Below are 14132 nucleotides of genomic sequence, written 5' to 3' on the forward strand. Positions count from 1 at the left end.
GCTATCAGGGGTACTTTGGGGTGCCATAGCAAAGGGGTTACGCCCCTGGATCAGGTCCATCGCCCGACTCGACAGAGAGACACTGGCCTGGGACTGGGCCAGCAGGTCTTTGGCAGCCTGGGATATAGTGACCGTGCTCGCGTTACTGGGGATGCCGGCCGTGGCATCCGAGGCCGTTGCAGCCGCTCCCGGCCGCGTCGGCGCGGCGCTTGCCGGAATGGCAAGGGCGGACTGCAGACGACTGGCTTGGATGTGCATGGGCTTCCCAGTGGGTGCTTACAAAAGCGCAAGCACGACACACCAAGCGTAGCCAGACCACTGCCATCCAATGGCCGGAAAAGCGGCGAAAGCCCCGGCTATTTATTCCCAAGCCTCCGTTACGATGGCCGATCCCCCAACCCATTTTTCCCGGAGATCCCATGGCCCCGTACCAACTGTATTGTTTCGCCCAGTCCGGCAATGCCTACAAGGTGGCGCTGCTGTTGCAGCTCGCCGGGGCCGACTGGACACCGCGTTTTGTGGACTTTTTCAATGGCGAAACCCGCACCCCCGCCTACCGCGAGATCAATGTGATGGGCGAGGTGCCGGTGCTGGAGCACGCCGGTCTGCGGCTCAGCCAGTCGGGCGTGATCCTCGACTACCTGGCCGGGCAGTTTCCCCAGTTCGGGCCCCAGGGCGAGGAGGAGCGCCGCGAGGTGCTGCGCTGGCAGCTGTTCGACAACCACAAGCTGACCAGCAACATCGCCACGCTGCGCTTCCAGCTGCAGTTTGCCAAGACCGGCGAAACCCCGGTGACCGCGTTTCTGCGCGGCCGCATGGTGGCGGCGTTGAAGATTCTGAACCAGCACCTGGATGGGCGCGAATACGTGGTGGGTGCGCGCCTGACCACGGCCGATCTGTCGCTCTGCGGCTACTTGTTCTGGCCCGCGGAATTTGGCGTGGACTGGGCCGATTACCCGGCCATCGCCGCTTGGCTGCAGCGCATCCAGAGCCAGCCAGGCTGGGTGGCACCCTACGCGCTGATGCCCGGCCACCCGCGCCCGCAGGATGTAGCCGCCTAAGCGACTTTGGCATCCCATTGCTCGTTGAGGCATATTGCGCTTGCGCTAGCAGCTCTTTAAATAATAGCTAAAGATGCCGATGGCGTGGTCGCACCAGGTCCGCCACCAGCGGCGGCAGCGACAGTCCCAACAGCAGCAAGGCCAGCGGCACCACCCAGATAAAGCCCACGTATTTGAAGCCGGTCGCGCCCACCAAGCCGCCCACCACAAAGGCCGACAGCAGGGTGCCGTACAGGCGCAGCTTGACGCGGTTGGCCCGCACACGGGAGGCCAGCGGGCTGTCTTGCCGGTTCATGTAGAGCAGCTTGCCCAGCTCGATGCCCAGGTCGGTAATCACGCCAGTCATGTGGGTGGTGCGGATTTGCGAGGACGAGAGCTTGGACACCACGGCGTTTTGCAGCCCCATGGTGAACGCCAGCACCAGCACCGTGAGCGGTACGGCAAACGGGGTCTGCCGGTTCAGCGTGGCCCCGATCAGGCCAAACACCAGCAGCAGCAAGGCTTCGCACAGCAGGGGCAGCGCGTATTCACTGCGCAGATGGTGCTGGCGCGCCCAGTGGACCAGCACCGCCGTGGCCGCCGCGCCCGCGGTAAAGGCCAGCAAGGTGCCCAGTGCGCCGAGCACCAGGGTAATGTTGCCCAGCACCAGGTTGTCGGACAGCATGGAGGCAAAGCCCGTCATGTGCGAGGTATACATGCCCACCACCAGATAGCCCCCGGCGTTGACGGCCCCCGCGTTGAACGCCAGCAGGCCGCCGAGCAGCCGGTTGGTGGCAGCGATGCGGTGCTGGCTGGTCAAATGGCGCAGGCGGCGCATGGTCTATTTATTTATGAAAAATACGGCTCCAGCGCCTATCGGACCTGCGCTGGAAGCTACATAAATAATAGCAACAATTGGTTTGCATCAACTCTGGAAGAAGTTGACCGGCAGACCCGGCACATCGACCTGCATCGACAGCACATGTCCCGATGCCGGAAAGGCCTCCAATTCCGCAGCCGGGCGGCCATGGCGGCCGGTGGTGAGGTACAGGGTGCGCAGATCGTCGCCGCCAAAGCAGGGCATGGTGGGGCAGCGCACCGGCAGCGCAAAGGCGTTGAGCAGGTCGCCATCGGGCGAAAACTTGCACAGGCGTTGGCCCTCGAACTGGGCCGAATAGTAGTTGCCCTGCACGTCCACCGCCGCGCCATCCGGGCGGCCACCGTAGCCAGGCATGCCGGGCTGCCAGCCTGCGGGTTTGGGGGCCATGTGAAGGAATTCGCGGTAGTGCGACAGCACGTTGGGCACAGCATCCCAGTCCCAGGCGTGGACGATGTGGTGCGGCGTGTCCGACCAGTACAAGGTCTTGGCATCGGGCGACCAGGCTAGGCCGTTGCCAGTGATGGCGTTGCCCGCCAGGCTGCGCAGCGTGCTGCCTTCCAGGCAGTAGAGCTCGGCCTTGCGGGCATCGCGCGGCTCGTAGATGGTACTGGCCCAAAAGCGGCCCAACGGGTCGCATTTGCCGTCGTTAAAGCGGGTGGTGGCCGGGTCGTAGGGCGCGGCGGCCAGCAGGGCCATGTCGCCGCCCCACACCGGCGCGCGGTAGATGCCGTCGCGCAGGGCCACCACCAGGCCGCCGTCGGTGGCCGGGGCAATGCAGCCGGGCTCGCTGGGCATGGCCCAGCGCTCCACCACGCCGCTGGCCACGTCCAGGCGCTGCAGCAGCTTGCCGGGCACGTCCACCCAGTACAGGCGCTTTTCCTGCGGATGCCAAAACGGCGATTCGCCCAGGGCATTGGGTTCGGTGGTGACGGTGGTCCAGGTCATGGGAATGGTGTGGGAGGTTGCAATCCCTGTATTGTGAACGGACAAAAAAAAGGCCCGTCCACATTGCTGTAGTCGGGCCGAATCTCTTTGGAAGATTCTGTCGTCGAGACGCTGCGGCCCGGGGGCCGCAGGGCTCTCTGTAGGATTAACGGTTGTAAGCGGTTTCGCCGTGGGAACTGATGTCCAGGCCTTCGCGCTCTTCTTCTTCCGTGACACGCAGACCGATGGTCAAGTCCACAATCTTGTAGGCAATCACCGAAACCACACCAGACCAAACGATGGTCAAGATCACGGCCTTCAGCTGGATCCACACCTGTGCGCCTACCGAGTAAGCGTCGGCGGGGGTCATGCCAGCCGACACCCAGTCGGCCACGGTGGACGGGCCACCCAGGCTAGGCGAGTTGAATACGCCGGTCAACAGCGCACCCAGGATACCGCCCACGCCGTGCACGCCGAACACGTCCAGTGTGTCGTCTGCGCCCAGGATCTTCTTCAGGCCGTGGACACCCCACAGGCAGGCAAAACCGGCGACGAAACCGATCACCAGGCCACCGCCGATACCCACGTTACCGCAAGCAGGCGTGATGGCCACCAGACCCGCCACAGCACCAGAAGCGGCGCCCAGCATCGAAGCCTTGCCCTTCATCAGCGCTTCACCCACACACCATGCCAGCACGGCAGCAGCGGTAGCACCAAGGGTGTTAATGAAGGCCAGAGCAGCGAAGCCGTTGGCTTCCAGAGCGGAACCGGCGTTGAAGCCGAACCAGCCCACCCACAGCAGGGAAGCACCGACCATGGTCAGCGTCAGGCTGTGGGGCGCCATGGATTCTTTGCCGTAACCGACGCGCTTGCCGATCATGTAGGCACCGACCAAACCGGCCACAGCGGCGTTGATGTGCACCACGGTGCCGCCGGCGAAGTCCAGCGCGCCCCATTGCCAGATCAGACCGGCTTTGGCGTTCATCGCATCGACCACTTCCTTGCCGGTGTAAGCGTCAGGGCCCATCCAGAACCACACCATGTGGGCGATAGGGGCGTAGCTGAAGGTGAACCACAGGGCCGAGAACAGCAGCACCGCCGAGAACTTGATACGTTCTGCGAAAGCACCGACGATCAGGCAGCAGGTGATACCCGCAAAGGTGGCCTGGAAGAAGGCAAACACAAGCTCGTACATCGGCACGCCCTTGCTGAAGGTGCCGCCCGTGGCGAACGTACCCGCCGCGTTGTCCCAGATGCCCTTCATGAACAGCCGGTCGAAGCCACCGACGTAGGCATTGCCTTCGGTGAACGCCAGGCTGTAGCCGTAAATGAACCACAGCACGATGATCATCGAGAACGTGACCATCACCTGCATCAGCACCGACAGCATGTTCTTGCTGCGCACCAGGCCGCCGTAGAACAGGGCCAGGCCGGGCACAGTCATCATGATGACCAGCAGCGTAGACAGCATCATCCAGGCGGTATCGCCCTTGTTAGGTACAGGAGCAGGGGGTGCGGAGGCCGCATCTGCAGGGGCAGACGCAGCAGCCTCGGCAGCCGCCGGTGCAGGCGCAGCAGCTGGGGCCGCATCGGCAGGTTTGGCCTCGGCAGAAGCCGCCATCTCCGCCATCGCCGGAGCGCTGGCCGCATCAGCGGCAGGAGCCTGTGCCTGGGCGAAAGATCCGCCCCACATTAACCCCAAGCCGAGAGCCAGGGAAGCTAGTAGTTTTTTCATTTTTTACGTACTTTCAGAGGAAAGATGGTGCTGCTTACAGCGCTTCTTTGCCGGTTTCACCCGTGCGGATGCGTACAACTTGCTCCAAGTTGTAAACAAAAATCTTGCCGTCGCCGATCTTGCCGGTGCGCGCTGCGCCCTCTACGGCCTCGATCACGCGGTCTACCAGCTCGTCGGAGATGGCCGCTTCAATCTTGACCTTGGGCAAGAAATCGACCACATACTCGGCACCGCGGTACAGCTCGGTGTGGCCCTTTTGGCGACCGAAGCCTTTGACTTCCGTCACGGTGATACCCTGCACACCAATGCTGGACAGGGCTTCGCGCACTTCGTCCAACTTAAAGGGTTTGATAATGGCGGTGACTAGTTTCATGGCTGCTCTTTCAGTAGGCTGTCGCAATAAAGGGCTGCAAGGCGGGCGGCCTTGGGCACGGGCTGTGTCATGTGCTTCTCCAAAATGAAAAGGGGAACGGCGAACGGGTTTAAGCAGTTTGCGTGCCAAATAACTGTTACTTTGGTTACACCTCTCAGCAAGCCGTCTTTTGCCCAATGCACGGGTTTGGGTGGGGTTTTATTGCACACAAATGGTGCGTTTTGGTGGACTGGTGGGTGGGCTTAATTTTTCGCACCGATATGGGGAGTCAGATCGTTATGGGCTTATGTTTGGTGCAAAGTCGGGCTTTGCTGGGCTTGGATGCCCCCGCAGTCACCGTCGAGGTGCATTTAACCAATGGTTTGCCCAGCTTTACCCTGGTGGGTTTGGCCGAAACCGAGGTCAAAGAGGCCCGAGAGCGGGTACGCTCCGCCATCCAGAACGCAGGGCTGGAGTTTCCGCACAACAAGCGCATTACCGTCAACCTGGCCCCGGCCGACCTGCCCAAAGATTCGGGCCGGTTTGATTTGCCCATCGCCCTGGGCATTCTGGCCGCCAGTGGCCAAATCGACAGCGCTCGCCTGGCCGGGCATGAGTTTGCCGGGGAGCTCTCGCTGTCCGGGGCCTTGCGCCCGGTGCGCGGCGCGCTGGCCACGAGCCTGGCCTTACACACCCAACAGGTGCAGACCCGCCTGGTGCTGCCCCCAGGCAGTGCCGAAGAAGCCGCCTTGGTGCCCGATGCCCAGGTGTTTTGCGCCCACCACCTGCTCGATGTGGTGCAGCAGTTTCTGCCACTGGGGGATGGCGACGCTGGCCAAGCCGAGCCCACCGACGGCTGGTCGCGCCTGGCCACCACTACCTTGCCCGCCACCGCCCACTACGCCGATCTGGCCGACGTGAAAGGCCAGGCCGGAGCCAAGCGGGCGCTGGAGATCGCCGCCGCCGGTGGCCACAGCCTGTTGCTGGTCGGACCGCCCGGCTCGGGCAAGTCCATGCTGGCGCAGCGTTTTGCGGGCCTGCTGCCGCCCATGACGGTAGACGAAGCTTTGGAAAGTGCGGCTATCGCCAGCCTGGGCGGCGGCTTTGCGCTGGAGCGCTGGGCTACCCGGCCTACCTGCAGCCCCCACCACACCGCCAGCGCTGTCGCACTGGTCGGCGGCGGGTCGCCGCCCCGGCCCGGAGAAATCTCGCTGGCGCACCACGGTGTGCTATTTTTAGACGAGCTGCCTGAATTCCCGCGCGCCGCGCTAGAGGCCCTGCGCGAACCGCTGGAGACCGGGCACATCACCATCTCACGTGCGGCCCGGCGGGCCGAATTTCCGGCGCGCTTCCAGATGATTGCGGCTATGAACCCCTGTTCTTGTGGCTATGCAGGGTCACAAAAGCAGGTGTGCCGCTGCAGCCCCGACCAGGTGGCGCGCTACCAAAGCAAGCTCAGCGGCCCGCTAGTTGACCGCATTGACCTGCACATCGAAGTGCCCGCTCTGCCCGCCGAAGACTTGCTGCACGCCCCGCCCGGCGAATCCACCGCCGCCATCCGGGCCCGCTGCGTCGCCGCCCGCCAACACGCCATCGCCCGCCAGGGCAAAACCAACCAGCAGCTGCAGGGCCAAGAAATCGACACCCACGTGCTGCTGGATGCGGATGCCGCCAAGTTCCTGCACCACGCCGCCGCCCGCCTGGGCTGGTCGGCACGCGGCATCCACCGCGCCCTGAAGGTGGCGCGAACCATTGCGGACCTGGAGGGGGCCACCACCACCCAGGTGGCCCATGTGGCGGAGGCCATGCAGTACCGCAGGGCGCTGCGGGCCAAGGCTTAATGGCCCAACACGTTGAACCCGCCACCGCCGAAAGCCAGCATGGACCTCAGTGCTAAAAAACCCGCATTCACCGCCGCCGACTACCGGGTCTGGGAAGCCGACCAGCTAGACCGCCACGAATACCTGGACGGCGAAATCTTCGCCATGGCCGGGGCCGAGGACCGGCACGTCACCGTCAGCGGCAACATCTACATGGCCCTGCGCCAGCACCTCAGCGGCAGCCCTTGCCGCACCTACATGAGCGATATGCGGCTGCGGGTAGAGGCGGCCAATGCGTATTTTTACCCCGACGTGCTGGTCACCTGCAGCCCCCAGGACCACGCCAGCCCCAGCGAAAAACGGCCCCCAAGCTGATCGTCGAAGTGCTGTCCCCCAGCACCGCGGCCTACGACCGGGGTGGCAAGTTCAGCCACTACCGCCAACTGGACAGCCTGCAGGAATACGTGCTGATCGACCTGGACAGCCGCAGCACCGACTGCTTTCGCAAGCAGGCCGACGGCCTGTGGGTGCTGCACCCGTTTGCCGAGGGTGCCAGCGTTACCCTGGCCAGCGTGGCGCTGGAAATAACCGCCGCGCAGCTGTTTGCTGAAATCTGATTTTTGCTATTGAAAGCAGAGCTTCTACCGCAGGTGGAATCTGCGCCAGTGGCATAAAAAGCATGTAACTTTATGGCGGTGGTGCGCAGTCCACCCGCCACCCCGCACCCCACTTCTCCACCCCAAACCGCAACGGCAAAAATGCCTCGATCACCGCCATGTTGGATTGTGCGTGCGGGGTTAGCGCGGTGCAGGTGAATGCCGCGGCGCGGCCACTGTCCAGCACCGCCAGAGCCAGCGGCAGCAGCCACTGGTCGGCCATGTGCTCGCCCAGTGCGCCGTCGCGGGTTTGGTAGGCCCGGACCTGCTTTACCAGGCGCTGGGCCACCTGCTCGGCACTGACAGATTTGTCGCCGAAGCTGGTAGCACCTCGCAGACATGTTCATACGCCATGGTTGCCATCAGCGCGTTGCAGGGGCCTTCGTTTTGGCGCACCACGGGAGTCCGGAGCTGAGCCTCGGACCAACCCAGCGCGTTCGCCGGTCGAGCCGTCTAGTTCGATCATCACAGCATCAATGTCCCTGTACGCCATCGGTATCTCGTCGATCACGTTGGCATCCTTGCGGCATTCCACGCCCTCCGTGGCTTTAATCTGGTCTTCTACGGTGTAGACCTTTTTCGCCCTGGTGCGGCTCATCACGCGGCCTGCGCCGTGGCTGCAGCTTTCAAAGCTGTCCGGGTTGCCTAGGCTGCGCACGAGTAAATACTATGTATTTAATAGCTGTCTGCGCAGATTGAATATGCGCCAGAGGCCGATTTGATGGCTATTTTTACGCCAAGGGTGCCACGTCGCTGTTGCGCGGTGCGCTGTCTGGCAGGCGGATTTCAAACACCGTACCCACCCCCACCTCGCTGCGTACGCTGAGGCTGCCGCCCAGCGCGTGGGTAACAGCATTGAAGGCGATGTGCAGGCCCAGGCCGGTGCCGCCGCGGCCCATTTTGGTGGTGACGAAGGGGTCGAAGATGCGGTCCAGTAAATCGGGCGAAATACCATGGCCGTCGTCGGCCACGCTCAGCACGACGGCACCCTGGTCGTCGCGCTCGCCGGTGATGTGCACCGTGCCATGGCTGCGGCCGTCAAATCCGTGCAGCACGGCGTTGTGGATCAGGTTGCCGATTGCCTGGCCCAGCGCGCCGGGGTAGCTGTCCAGCCGCAAGCCGTTGGGCACGTCAACCTGGATTTTGTAGGGTGTGCGGGCAAAGCTGGGGCGCAGGCTGGCCACCATCTCATCGACCACTTCGCGCAGCTCGAAATGGCGGCGCTGCGAACTGGTCTGGTCTACCGCCACCTGTTTGAAGCTGGTGACCAGGTCGGCCGCACGGTGCAGGTTGCGGGTGGCGATGTCGGTGGCCTGCTCTACGCTGTCGAGCAAACTCTCCAGCGCGCTGCGGCGCAGGCCTGCTTGCATAGCGGTGCGAAACTGGCGCACCTCGTCGGTCAGCGCGGTAACGGCCAGCAGGCCATTGCCCAGCGGGGTGTTGAGCTCGTGGGCCACGCCCGCCACCAGCCCGCCCAGGGCGGCCATTTTTTCGACCCGCACCAGCTCACCCTGGGTCTCACGCAGCGTGGCGTTGGCCCCGGACAGGTCCAGATTGGCCACGGCCAGCGCCTCGGTGCGACGCTGTACGCGGGCTTCGAGTTCGGCGTTGAGTTCACGCAGTTCGTTGCCAATGCGGCGTATATCGGTCATATCGACCGCCGCCCACACCATCAAAAAAGAGCTTCCCACCTGTGCCTGCCGCCGGGACAGCTGGAACAGCACGGCCCGTCCATCGCCGCGCAGCATCCAGGCCTCGGCCACCGCGTGCCCCTGCTGCAGTTGGTCTAGCATGGCGACACGCTCGTCCGGCGAGCGCCACAGGCCAATCTCGTTGGCCGTACGGCCCAGCACCGCTTCGCGCGCACGGCCAAAGTCGCGGCACCAGGCTTCGTTGACATCCAGCAGCGCGTACGGGGATTCGGTGGCGGTGACCGACATGGGGACGGGCGAGGCGTTAAAAATCGCCAGAAACTTCTGCTCTCGCTCTTGCAGGGTGAGTGCCATTTTTTCGATGTCGGCCGACAAACCGTTGAACTCGGCAATCGGGCCCTGCGGCCAAGGTCCGCCCACTGCGCCCTGGGTGATTTGTTCGGCCCGCGCCACGATGCCACGCAGAGGCCGCGTCAGCCACGAGGCCCAAAACGGTGCCATCAGCAATCCCACCAGCAGCGCACCCGCAAACCCGGTCACCACCTCCACCACCTGCCCCCGGATCTGCGCATTCTCCATTCCCGCTGGCATGCCACCGACAAAGTACCAGTCCAGCGCATTGGAATGCGACACCGCCGGATGGAAGCTGCGGCCCTCGAAGCTGAACACGTCAGGCAAGGTTTGAAAATTCCGCGCCGCCTGCATCAGCGGCCAGTTCAGCACATTGGCGGTACCTACATGCCGACCGCCATCGGTATCGGCGACGATTTCACCGCTGCGGTCCACCAGCCAAATAGAGGCCGTGTGCTGGCCCGCCGCCAGCTGGAAGGTATCCAGCAGGTAGGACAACGGTACCTCGGCCAGTAGCACCCGGTCGCGACCCACCGGATAGGCCATGCCTACCGTCACCGCACCCGTCAGCGCCGACAGAAACTTGTCGCCCCAGACGATCTGGCGCGATGCCAGCACCGCGCGGAACAGCGGGCTGGCCGACAGGTCGCTGCCCAGCAGGTCGGTGCGGTGCTCCCGCAACACGGGCACCACCCCGGCGGCCAGCACCGTGCCCTCGTTCGAGGCCAGGTAAATGGCACGGATGGCAGTACCGTCCCACGCGGCGCGCTCCAGCAGGGCGGTGACCGCCACCAGATCCTGGGTTTCCACCGCTTCGCTGAGCAATTCCATACGGGCTTCCAGAGAGCCCAACAAGATCTCAACCCGGTCGGAGATCTCCTGGGTGTCGCGCACCACTTCTTCTTTGTTGGTGCGCTCAATCTGGGGGATGCGCAGCAGCAAGATGCTGGTACCGACCACCGCAAACGTGGCCAAAATCGTCGCCACCAAGAGAGCGGCCAGGTAGCTGCGCAAGCGCCAAACACGCAGCGTGTTCATTTCAGCAACACAAACTTGCCGCCACGCACCTCGGTGAAAAACACCTTGCGTGCGGTATCGCCGAAACGGTCGAACTGGATGTCTTGCTGCAGACCCTGGTACGGCCCATGCTGGAGGATGCTGTCTTTCAAGGACTGGCCCGGCAACTGCGTTGCCATGGCCTCGCACAGCACACGGGTAGCGTCGTACGACAGCACTGCGCTAAAGCCTGGCTCGCGTGCAAACCGCGCCACAAAAGCGCTATGGAAGCTGCGGTAGCGCTCGGAGGGGTCATCCCGGTTGAAGGCCTGTGCAATCAGCAGCCCCTCTACCGACCGGCCGCCCAGCTCCAGCAGCAGTTCGGTGGAGGCTCGTTCTGCCGCGCTCTTGGGGATCTGTGGTGCCTGCTTTTCGGCTTGCTGGGCCAGGCGCGCAACATCAATGGCACTGCCGATAAACAGCAGGCCTTGCGACGGTTGGGCCAGCATCTGCCGCACCACGTCGCCAAAACCCGTGCGGGCATCGGACTCGTAGGCCACCGCGGCCACCACCTGGCCGCCCAATGCGGCATACGCCACCTTGAATGCGCTCAGCCAGGCCAGCGAGTAGCTGGCGTTGCGCGTGTCGTAGGCCAGCGCCATGCGGTGCTGGCCGCGCTGGTAGAGCAATTGGGCATATTCGTTGGCGTTGTCGCGCGTGGTGCGGTTGATACGGATCAAAAAATCGTCTTTCCCAACGAAATCCGTGGATGTCACGTTGGGGCTGACCATGACGATCCCCGCCTGGTTGCTGATGGGCACCACCACCGTCGCCATCGCACTGCTGAAAGGCCCTACGATGGCATCGACATGCGCGGACACCAGGGCCTGGATGGCCAACTGAGATTTGTCCGGCTGCATGCCGTCGTCTTGCACCTGAATTTCGACCATCCGGCCATGGATACCACCGGCCTGGTTGCGCTGCTCCACCGCCAGAATCATGCCGTTGCGGCCATCTTGCCCGGTGTCCGATCCCCGGTCCGACAAACTGCCGATAAAACCTAGATGGATGGCTTTGGGTGGACCGCACCCCGTCAGGCACCCAACCAGCAGCAGAGCTGCCAGCCAGAGCCGCCGGTTCACAGCGGCGGTCCGAGACGTTGCGCCAGCCAAGGCCCCAGGTCTGCAATCGGCATGGGTTTGGCGTACAGGTAGCCCTGCGCCTCGTCACAGCCCAATCCGCGCAAGATATCGGCCTGGGCCTCGGTTTCCACGCCTTCGGCCAGCACCTGCATGCCCAGTTGGTGGCCCAGCGGCACAATCATTTCCGCAATGCGCGCCCCCAGGCGGCCGGAGTCCAGCGACATCACAAAGGCACGGTCGATCTTCAGGCGGTCCGCGGGCAGGCGGTCCAGGTAAGACAGGGACGAAAACCCGGTGCCGAAATCGTCAATCGCCACCGCAATGCCGCGTGCCTTGATTTGGCGCAACAGGGCTGCCACGCGCTCCATGCCCATCACGGCCACCGACTCGGTGATTTCCAGCTCCAGACTGTCGGGTGGCATGCCGGAGTCGCGCAGGGCCTCGTCTACCGTGTCCAGAAACTGCGGCTGGGCAAACTGCACCGACGACACGTTCACCGCCACCCGGATGCCCATCGCGTGGCCCTGCTGGCGCAGCGCGGCGATGGCGTGCAGGGCCGTACGCAGCACCCAAGCCCCCATGGTGACGATCAGGCCCGACTGCTCGGCCACTGGGATGAAGCGGTCGGGCGGTACAAACTTGCCGTCGTCGGTGCGCCAGCGCAACAGGGCCTCCACGCCTATCGGGCGGCCATCGGCCAGACGCACCTGGGGCTGGTACACCACAAACAGGTGCTCATGGTCAAACGCCCGCTGCAGGCCGTGCAGCATGCGGGTGCGCTCGCGGGTGATGGTGCCGATCTCGGCCGAGAAGTAGGCGCTGCGGCCCTGACCCAGCTCTTTGGCCCGCTTGAGGGCGATGGACGCGTCTTTCAGCAGCTCCAGGCCGTTGCCGCTGGTGTCGTCGCAACGCACAAAGCCCATGCAAACCGACACCGGTCGTAGCACGTTCTCGATCTCGAACGGCTGATCAAACACGCCACGCAGTAATTCGGGGTTGACACTGGACTCCGGCCCAAACAGACCAAAGGTATCGCCCGCCACCCGTGCCAGATACCCAGACCCGGCGTGCAACGCACCCAGCCGCTGGGCGATGGCCGCCAACAATTGGTCGCCGTAGCCATGGCCAAACATGTCATTGGTTTCGGCAAACTGGTCCACATCCATCAGGCCAATGGCATGGCCCGCGATACCGCCAGCGGCTACCGCGTCATCCAGGTGCTGGATGAAGGCGGTACGGTTGGGCAGACCCAGCATGCGGTCGATAAACGCATGGTTACGCAGCCGCGTCACCAGTTCCACATTGGCCGCACACAGGGCAATATTGGTGCAAAACACTTCCAGCAGATGCATGTCCACATCGCGCAATGGGGCCGATGCATACACAAACGCGGCAAAGTCGCCGCCCTCACGGCCCGGGAAAAACAGGCTGACGCTGCGCTCGGCCAGCAGGTTGCGGCGCTCAGTCAGGCACTGGGTCAGGCTGGCGACGATATAAGGGTCGTCAATCTCGGTAATGCGGCAATGGATCAGATGGGCCAGCCGCCCGGCGGCCGCAATCACCACGCATTCCGCGCCGACTTCAACGCTGGGTGTGCAGGCGCACACCACGCCTTCGGGCTCCACGCCCACCAAACCCGCGATTTGCGTGATCACCCCCTCGGCAAAGCTGTGCAGGCCGGGACGGGCGATGAACTGGTTGCTGGCCGCGACGATTTTCTCCAGCCCCCGGCGGCTGGCATCCATGCGGCGCAACTGGTCATAGGAGCGGATGGCCGCGGTCAGGGTGGTGTAGAGCTTGGTGCGGGTGAGCTCACTTTTGGTTTTGTAGTCGTTGATGTCATAGCGGCGGATAGTCTCGATCTCTGGGGCTTGGCCCGGCTGGCCGGTACGCAGGATGATGCGCACATTGGCCAGGCCCAGTTCGCCCCGTATCACCGCCACGGTCTCCAGCCCGGCGTTGTCGGTTTCCATCACCACATCCAGCAGGATCACCGCCACGTCTCGCTCACGGCGCAGCACGGCCAGCGCATCGGCGGCCGAGTGGGCATGCAGCACGTGCAGGCCCCGGCCTTCGACATCCAAGCCGCGCAAACCGAAGGCCGTGCTTTCGTGCACGTCCGGGTCGTCATCCACCACCAGAATCCGCCACGGCTCGCGCTGCGCTGCCGTATCTGCGGCAGGCAATCGGTCGTCTATGAATTCCAGAAGTTCTTCGTCATCCATGGGCGGTAGGGCGGTAAGCCCGCCTTAAAAGTAGAAGCCCAGTCTCTTACAAAATGTAGCGGACAACAAGGGTAAAGCCCCATGAGCCCGAGCAATAGGGAAAACCCTTGATTTAGACCTGCGCTTACAAATTGGGGGCCAGGAAACGCCGCAAATCCGCCTCGGGCACGCCCCGGCGCTGGGCCAGGTCTTTCAGTTGGTCTTCGCCGATTTTGCCGACGTTGAAGTACACGCTGTCGGGGTGGCCCAGCTGAAAGCCACTGACGCTGGCCGCGGGCATCATGGCCAGGCTCTCGGTGAGCTCCATGCCGATCTCATGGCATTGCAGCAGCGCAAACATGTCTTTTTTAACGCTGTGG

Annotated in this window: 12 protein-coding genes and 2 pseudogenes; 3 read left to right on the plus strand and 11 right to left on the minus strand. The window is 63.6% G+C overall.

The genetic code is table 11. The annotated features are described in order from the left end of the window. Positions 1–258, minus strand: a 258-nt coding sequence (locus ABI213_RS15690) for a hypothetical protein (RefSeq protein ID WP_348027759.1), incomplete at its 3' end; no start/stop codon positions are given. Between the two features lie 161 nt (positions 259–419). Here ABI213_RS15690 and ABI213_RS15695 point away from each other — a divergent pair. Next, complete coding sequence (locus ABI213_RS15695; RefSeq protein ID WP_348008733.1) at positions 420–1061, plus strand: glutathione S-transferase; 642 nt, start codon at positions 420–422, stop codon at positions 1059–1061. Between the two features lie 67 nt (positions 1062–1128). Here the strand turns inward: ABI213_RS15695 and ABI213_RS15700 are convergent, their stop codons facing one another. From ABI213_RS15700 to glnK, 4 genes are all read right to left on the minus strand, one after another. Next, on the minus strand, positions 1129–1878 hold the full coding sequence (locus ABI213_RS15700; protein ID WP_348008732.1) for a YoaK family protein: 750 nt from the start codon (positions 1876–1878) through the stop codon (positions 1129–1131). Between the two features lie 87 nt (positions 1879–1965). Next, complete coding sequence (locus tag ABI213_RS15705; protein ID WP_348008731.1) at positions 1966–2865, minus strand: SMP-30/gluconolactonase/LRE family protein; 900 nt, start codon at positions 2863–2865, stop codon at positions 1966–1968. Between the two features lie 145 nt (positions 2866–3010). Further along, positions 3011–4579 (minus strand): ammonium transporter, encoded by a 1569-nt coding sequence (gene amt / locus ABI213_RS15710; RefSeq protein WP_348008730.1) that lies wholly within the window; start codon positions 4577–4579, stop codon positions 3011–3013. A 34-nt stretch (positions 4580–4613) separates the two neighbouring features. Continuing rightward, positions 4614–4952 carry a P-II family nitrogen regulator gene (gene glnK, locus ABI213_RS15715; protein WP_295957531.1) on the minus strand — a complete coding sequence of 113 codons (339 nt, stop codon included), beginning with the start codon at positions 4950–4952 and terminating at the stop codon, positions 4614–4616. A 278-nt stretch (positions 4953–5230) separates the two neighbouring features. Here glnK and ABI213_RS15720 point away from each other — a divergent pair, with 278 nt between their 5' ends. Both ABI213_RS15720 and ABI213_RS15725 read left to right on the plus strand, forming a co-directional pair. Beyond that, positions 5231–6772 (plus strand): YifB family Mg chelatase-like AAA ATPase, encoded by a 1542-nt coding sequence (locus ABI213_RS15720; RefSeq protein ID WP_348008729.1) that lies wholly within the window; start codon positions 5231–5233, stop codon positions 6770–6772. Positions 6773–6811: 39 nt separating this feature from the next. Further along, positions 6812–7368: pseudogene (locus ABI213_RS15725) on the plus strand (Uma2 family endonuclease). Between the two features lie 70 nt (positions 7369–7438). Here the strand turns inward: ABI213_RS15725 and ABI213_RS15730 are convergent. The 6 genes and pseudogenes from ABI213_RS15730 to ABI213_RS15755 all read right to left on the minus strand — a co-directional run. Further along, positions 7439–7696: an RNA 3'-terminal phosphate cyclase gene (locus ABI213_RS15730; RefSeq protein WP_348008728.1), complete on the minus strand. Its 258-nt coding sequence runs from the start codon at positions 7694–7696 to the stop codon at positions 7439–7441. A 54-nt stretch (positions 7697–7750) separates the two neighbouring features. Continuing rightward, positions 7751–8068, minus strand: a pseudogene (locus ABI213_RS15735) (RtcB family protein); the annotation flags it as partial. 70 nt (positions 8069–8138) lie between these two features. Next, on the minus strand, positions 8139–10448 hold the full coding sequence (locus ABI213_RS15740) for an ATP-binding protein (protein WP_348008727.1): 2310 nt from the start codon (positions 10446–10448) through the stop codon (positions 8139–8141). Beyond that, on the minus strand, positions 10445–11548 hold the full coding sequence (locus ABI213_RS15745) for an ABC transporter substrate-binding protein (RefSeq protein ID WP_348008726.1): 1104 nt from the start codon (positions 11546–11548) through the stop codon (positions 10445–10447). The genes ABI213_RS15740 and ABI213_RS15745 overlap by 4 nt, the downstream gene beginning before the upstream one ends. Further along, positions 11545–13773: an EAL domain-containing protein gene (locus tag ABI213_RS15750; protein WP_348027761.1), complete on the minus strand. Its 2229-nt coding sequence runs from the start codon at positions 13771–13773 to the stop codon at positions 11545–11547. Before ABI213_RS15750 ends, ABI213_RS15745 begins: the two co-directional genes overlap by 4 nt. Positions 13774–13897: 124 nt before the next feature. After that, positions 13898–14132 (minus strand): vitamin B12 dependent-methionine synthase activation domain-containing protein (locus ABI213_RS15755; protein ID WP_348027763.1); only part of this gene is annotated, 235 nt, incomplete at its 5' end.

The sequence above is a fragment of the Rhodoferax sp. genome, assembly GCF_039922535.1.
Lineage (GTDB): Bacteria > Pseudomonadota > Gammaproteobacteria > Burkholderiales > Burkholderiaceae_C > Rhodoferax_B.

What these genes read in the sequence shown, in the direction of transcription:
- glnK (WP_295957531.1), bottom strand. Translation starts at nt 4,952, where the DNA reads ATGAAACTAGTCACCGCCATTATCAAACCCTTTAAGTTGGACGAAGTG.
- ABI213_RS15750 (WP_348027761.1), bottom strand. Translation starts at nt 13,773, where the DNA reads ATGGATGACGAAGAACTTCTGGAATTCATAGACGACCGATTGCCTGCC.
- ABI213_RS15695 (WP_348008733.1), top strand. Translation starts at nt 420, where the DNA reads ATGGCCCCGTACCAACTGTATTGTTTCGCCCAGTCCGGCAATGCCTAC.
- ABI213_RS15740 (WP_348008727.1), bottom strand. Translation starts at nt 10,448, where the DNA reads ATGAACACGCTGCGTGTTTGGCGCTTGCGCAGCTACCTGGCCGCTCTC.
- ABI213_RS15720 (WP_348008729.1), top strand. Translation starts at nt 5,231, where the DNA reads ATGGGCTTATGTTTGGTGCAAAGTCGGGCTTTGCTGGGCTTGGATGCC.
- ABI213_RS15705 (WP_348008731.1), bottom strand. Translation starts at nt 2,865, where the DNA reads ATGACCTGGACCACCGTCACCACCGAACCCAATGCCCTGGGCGAATCG.
- amt (WP_348008730.1), bottom strand. Translation starts at nt 4,579, where the DNA reads ATGAAAAAACTACTAGCTTCCCTGGCTCTCGGCTTGGGGTTAATGTGG.
- ABI213_RS15700 (WP_348008732.1), bottom strand. Translation starts at nt 1,878, where the DNA reads ATGCGCCGCCTGCGCCATTTGACCAGCCAGCACCGCATCGCTGCCACC.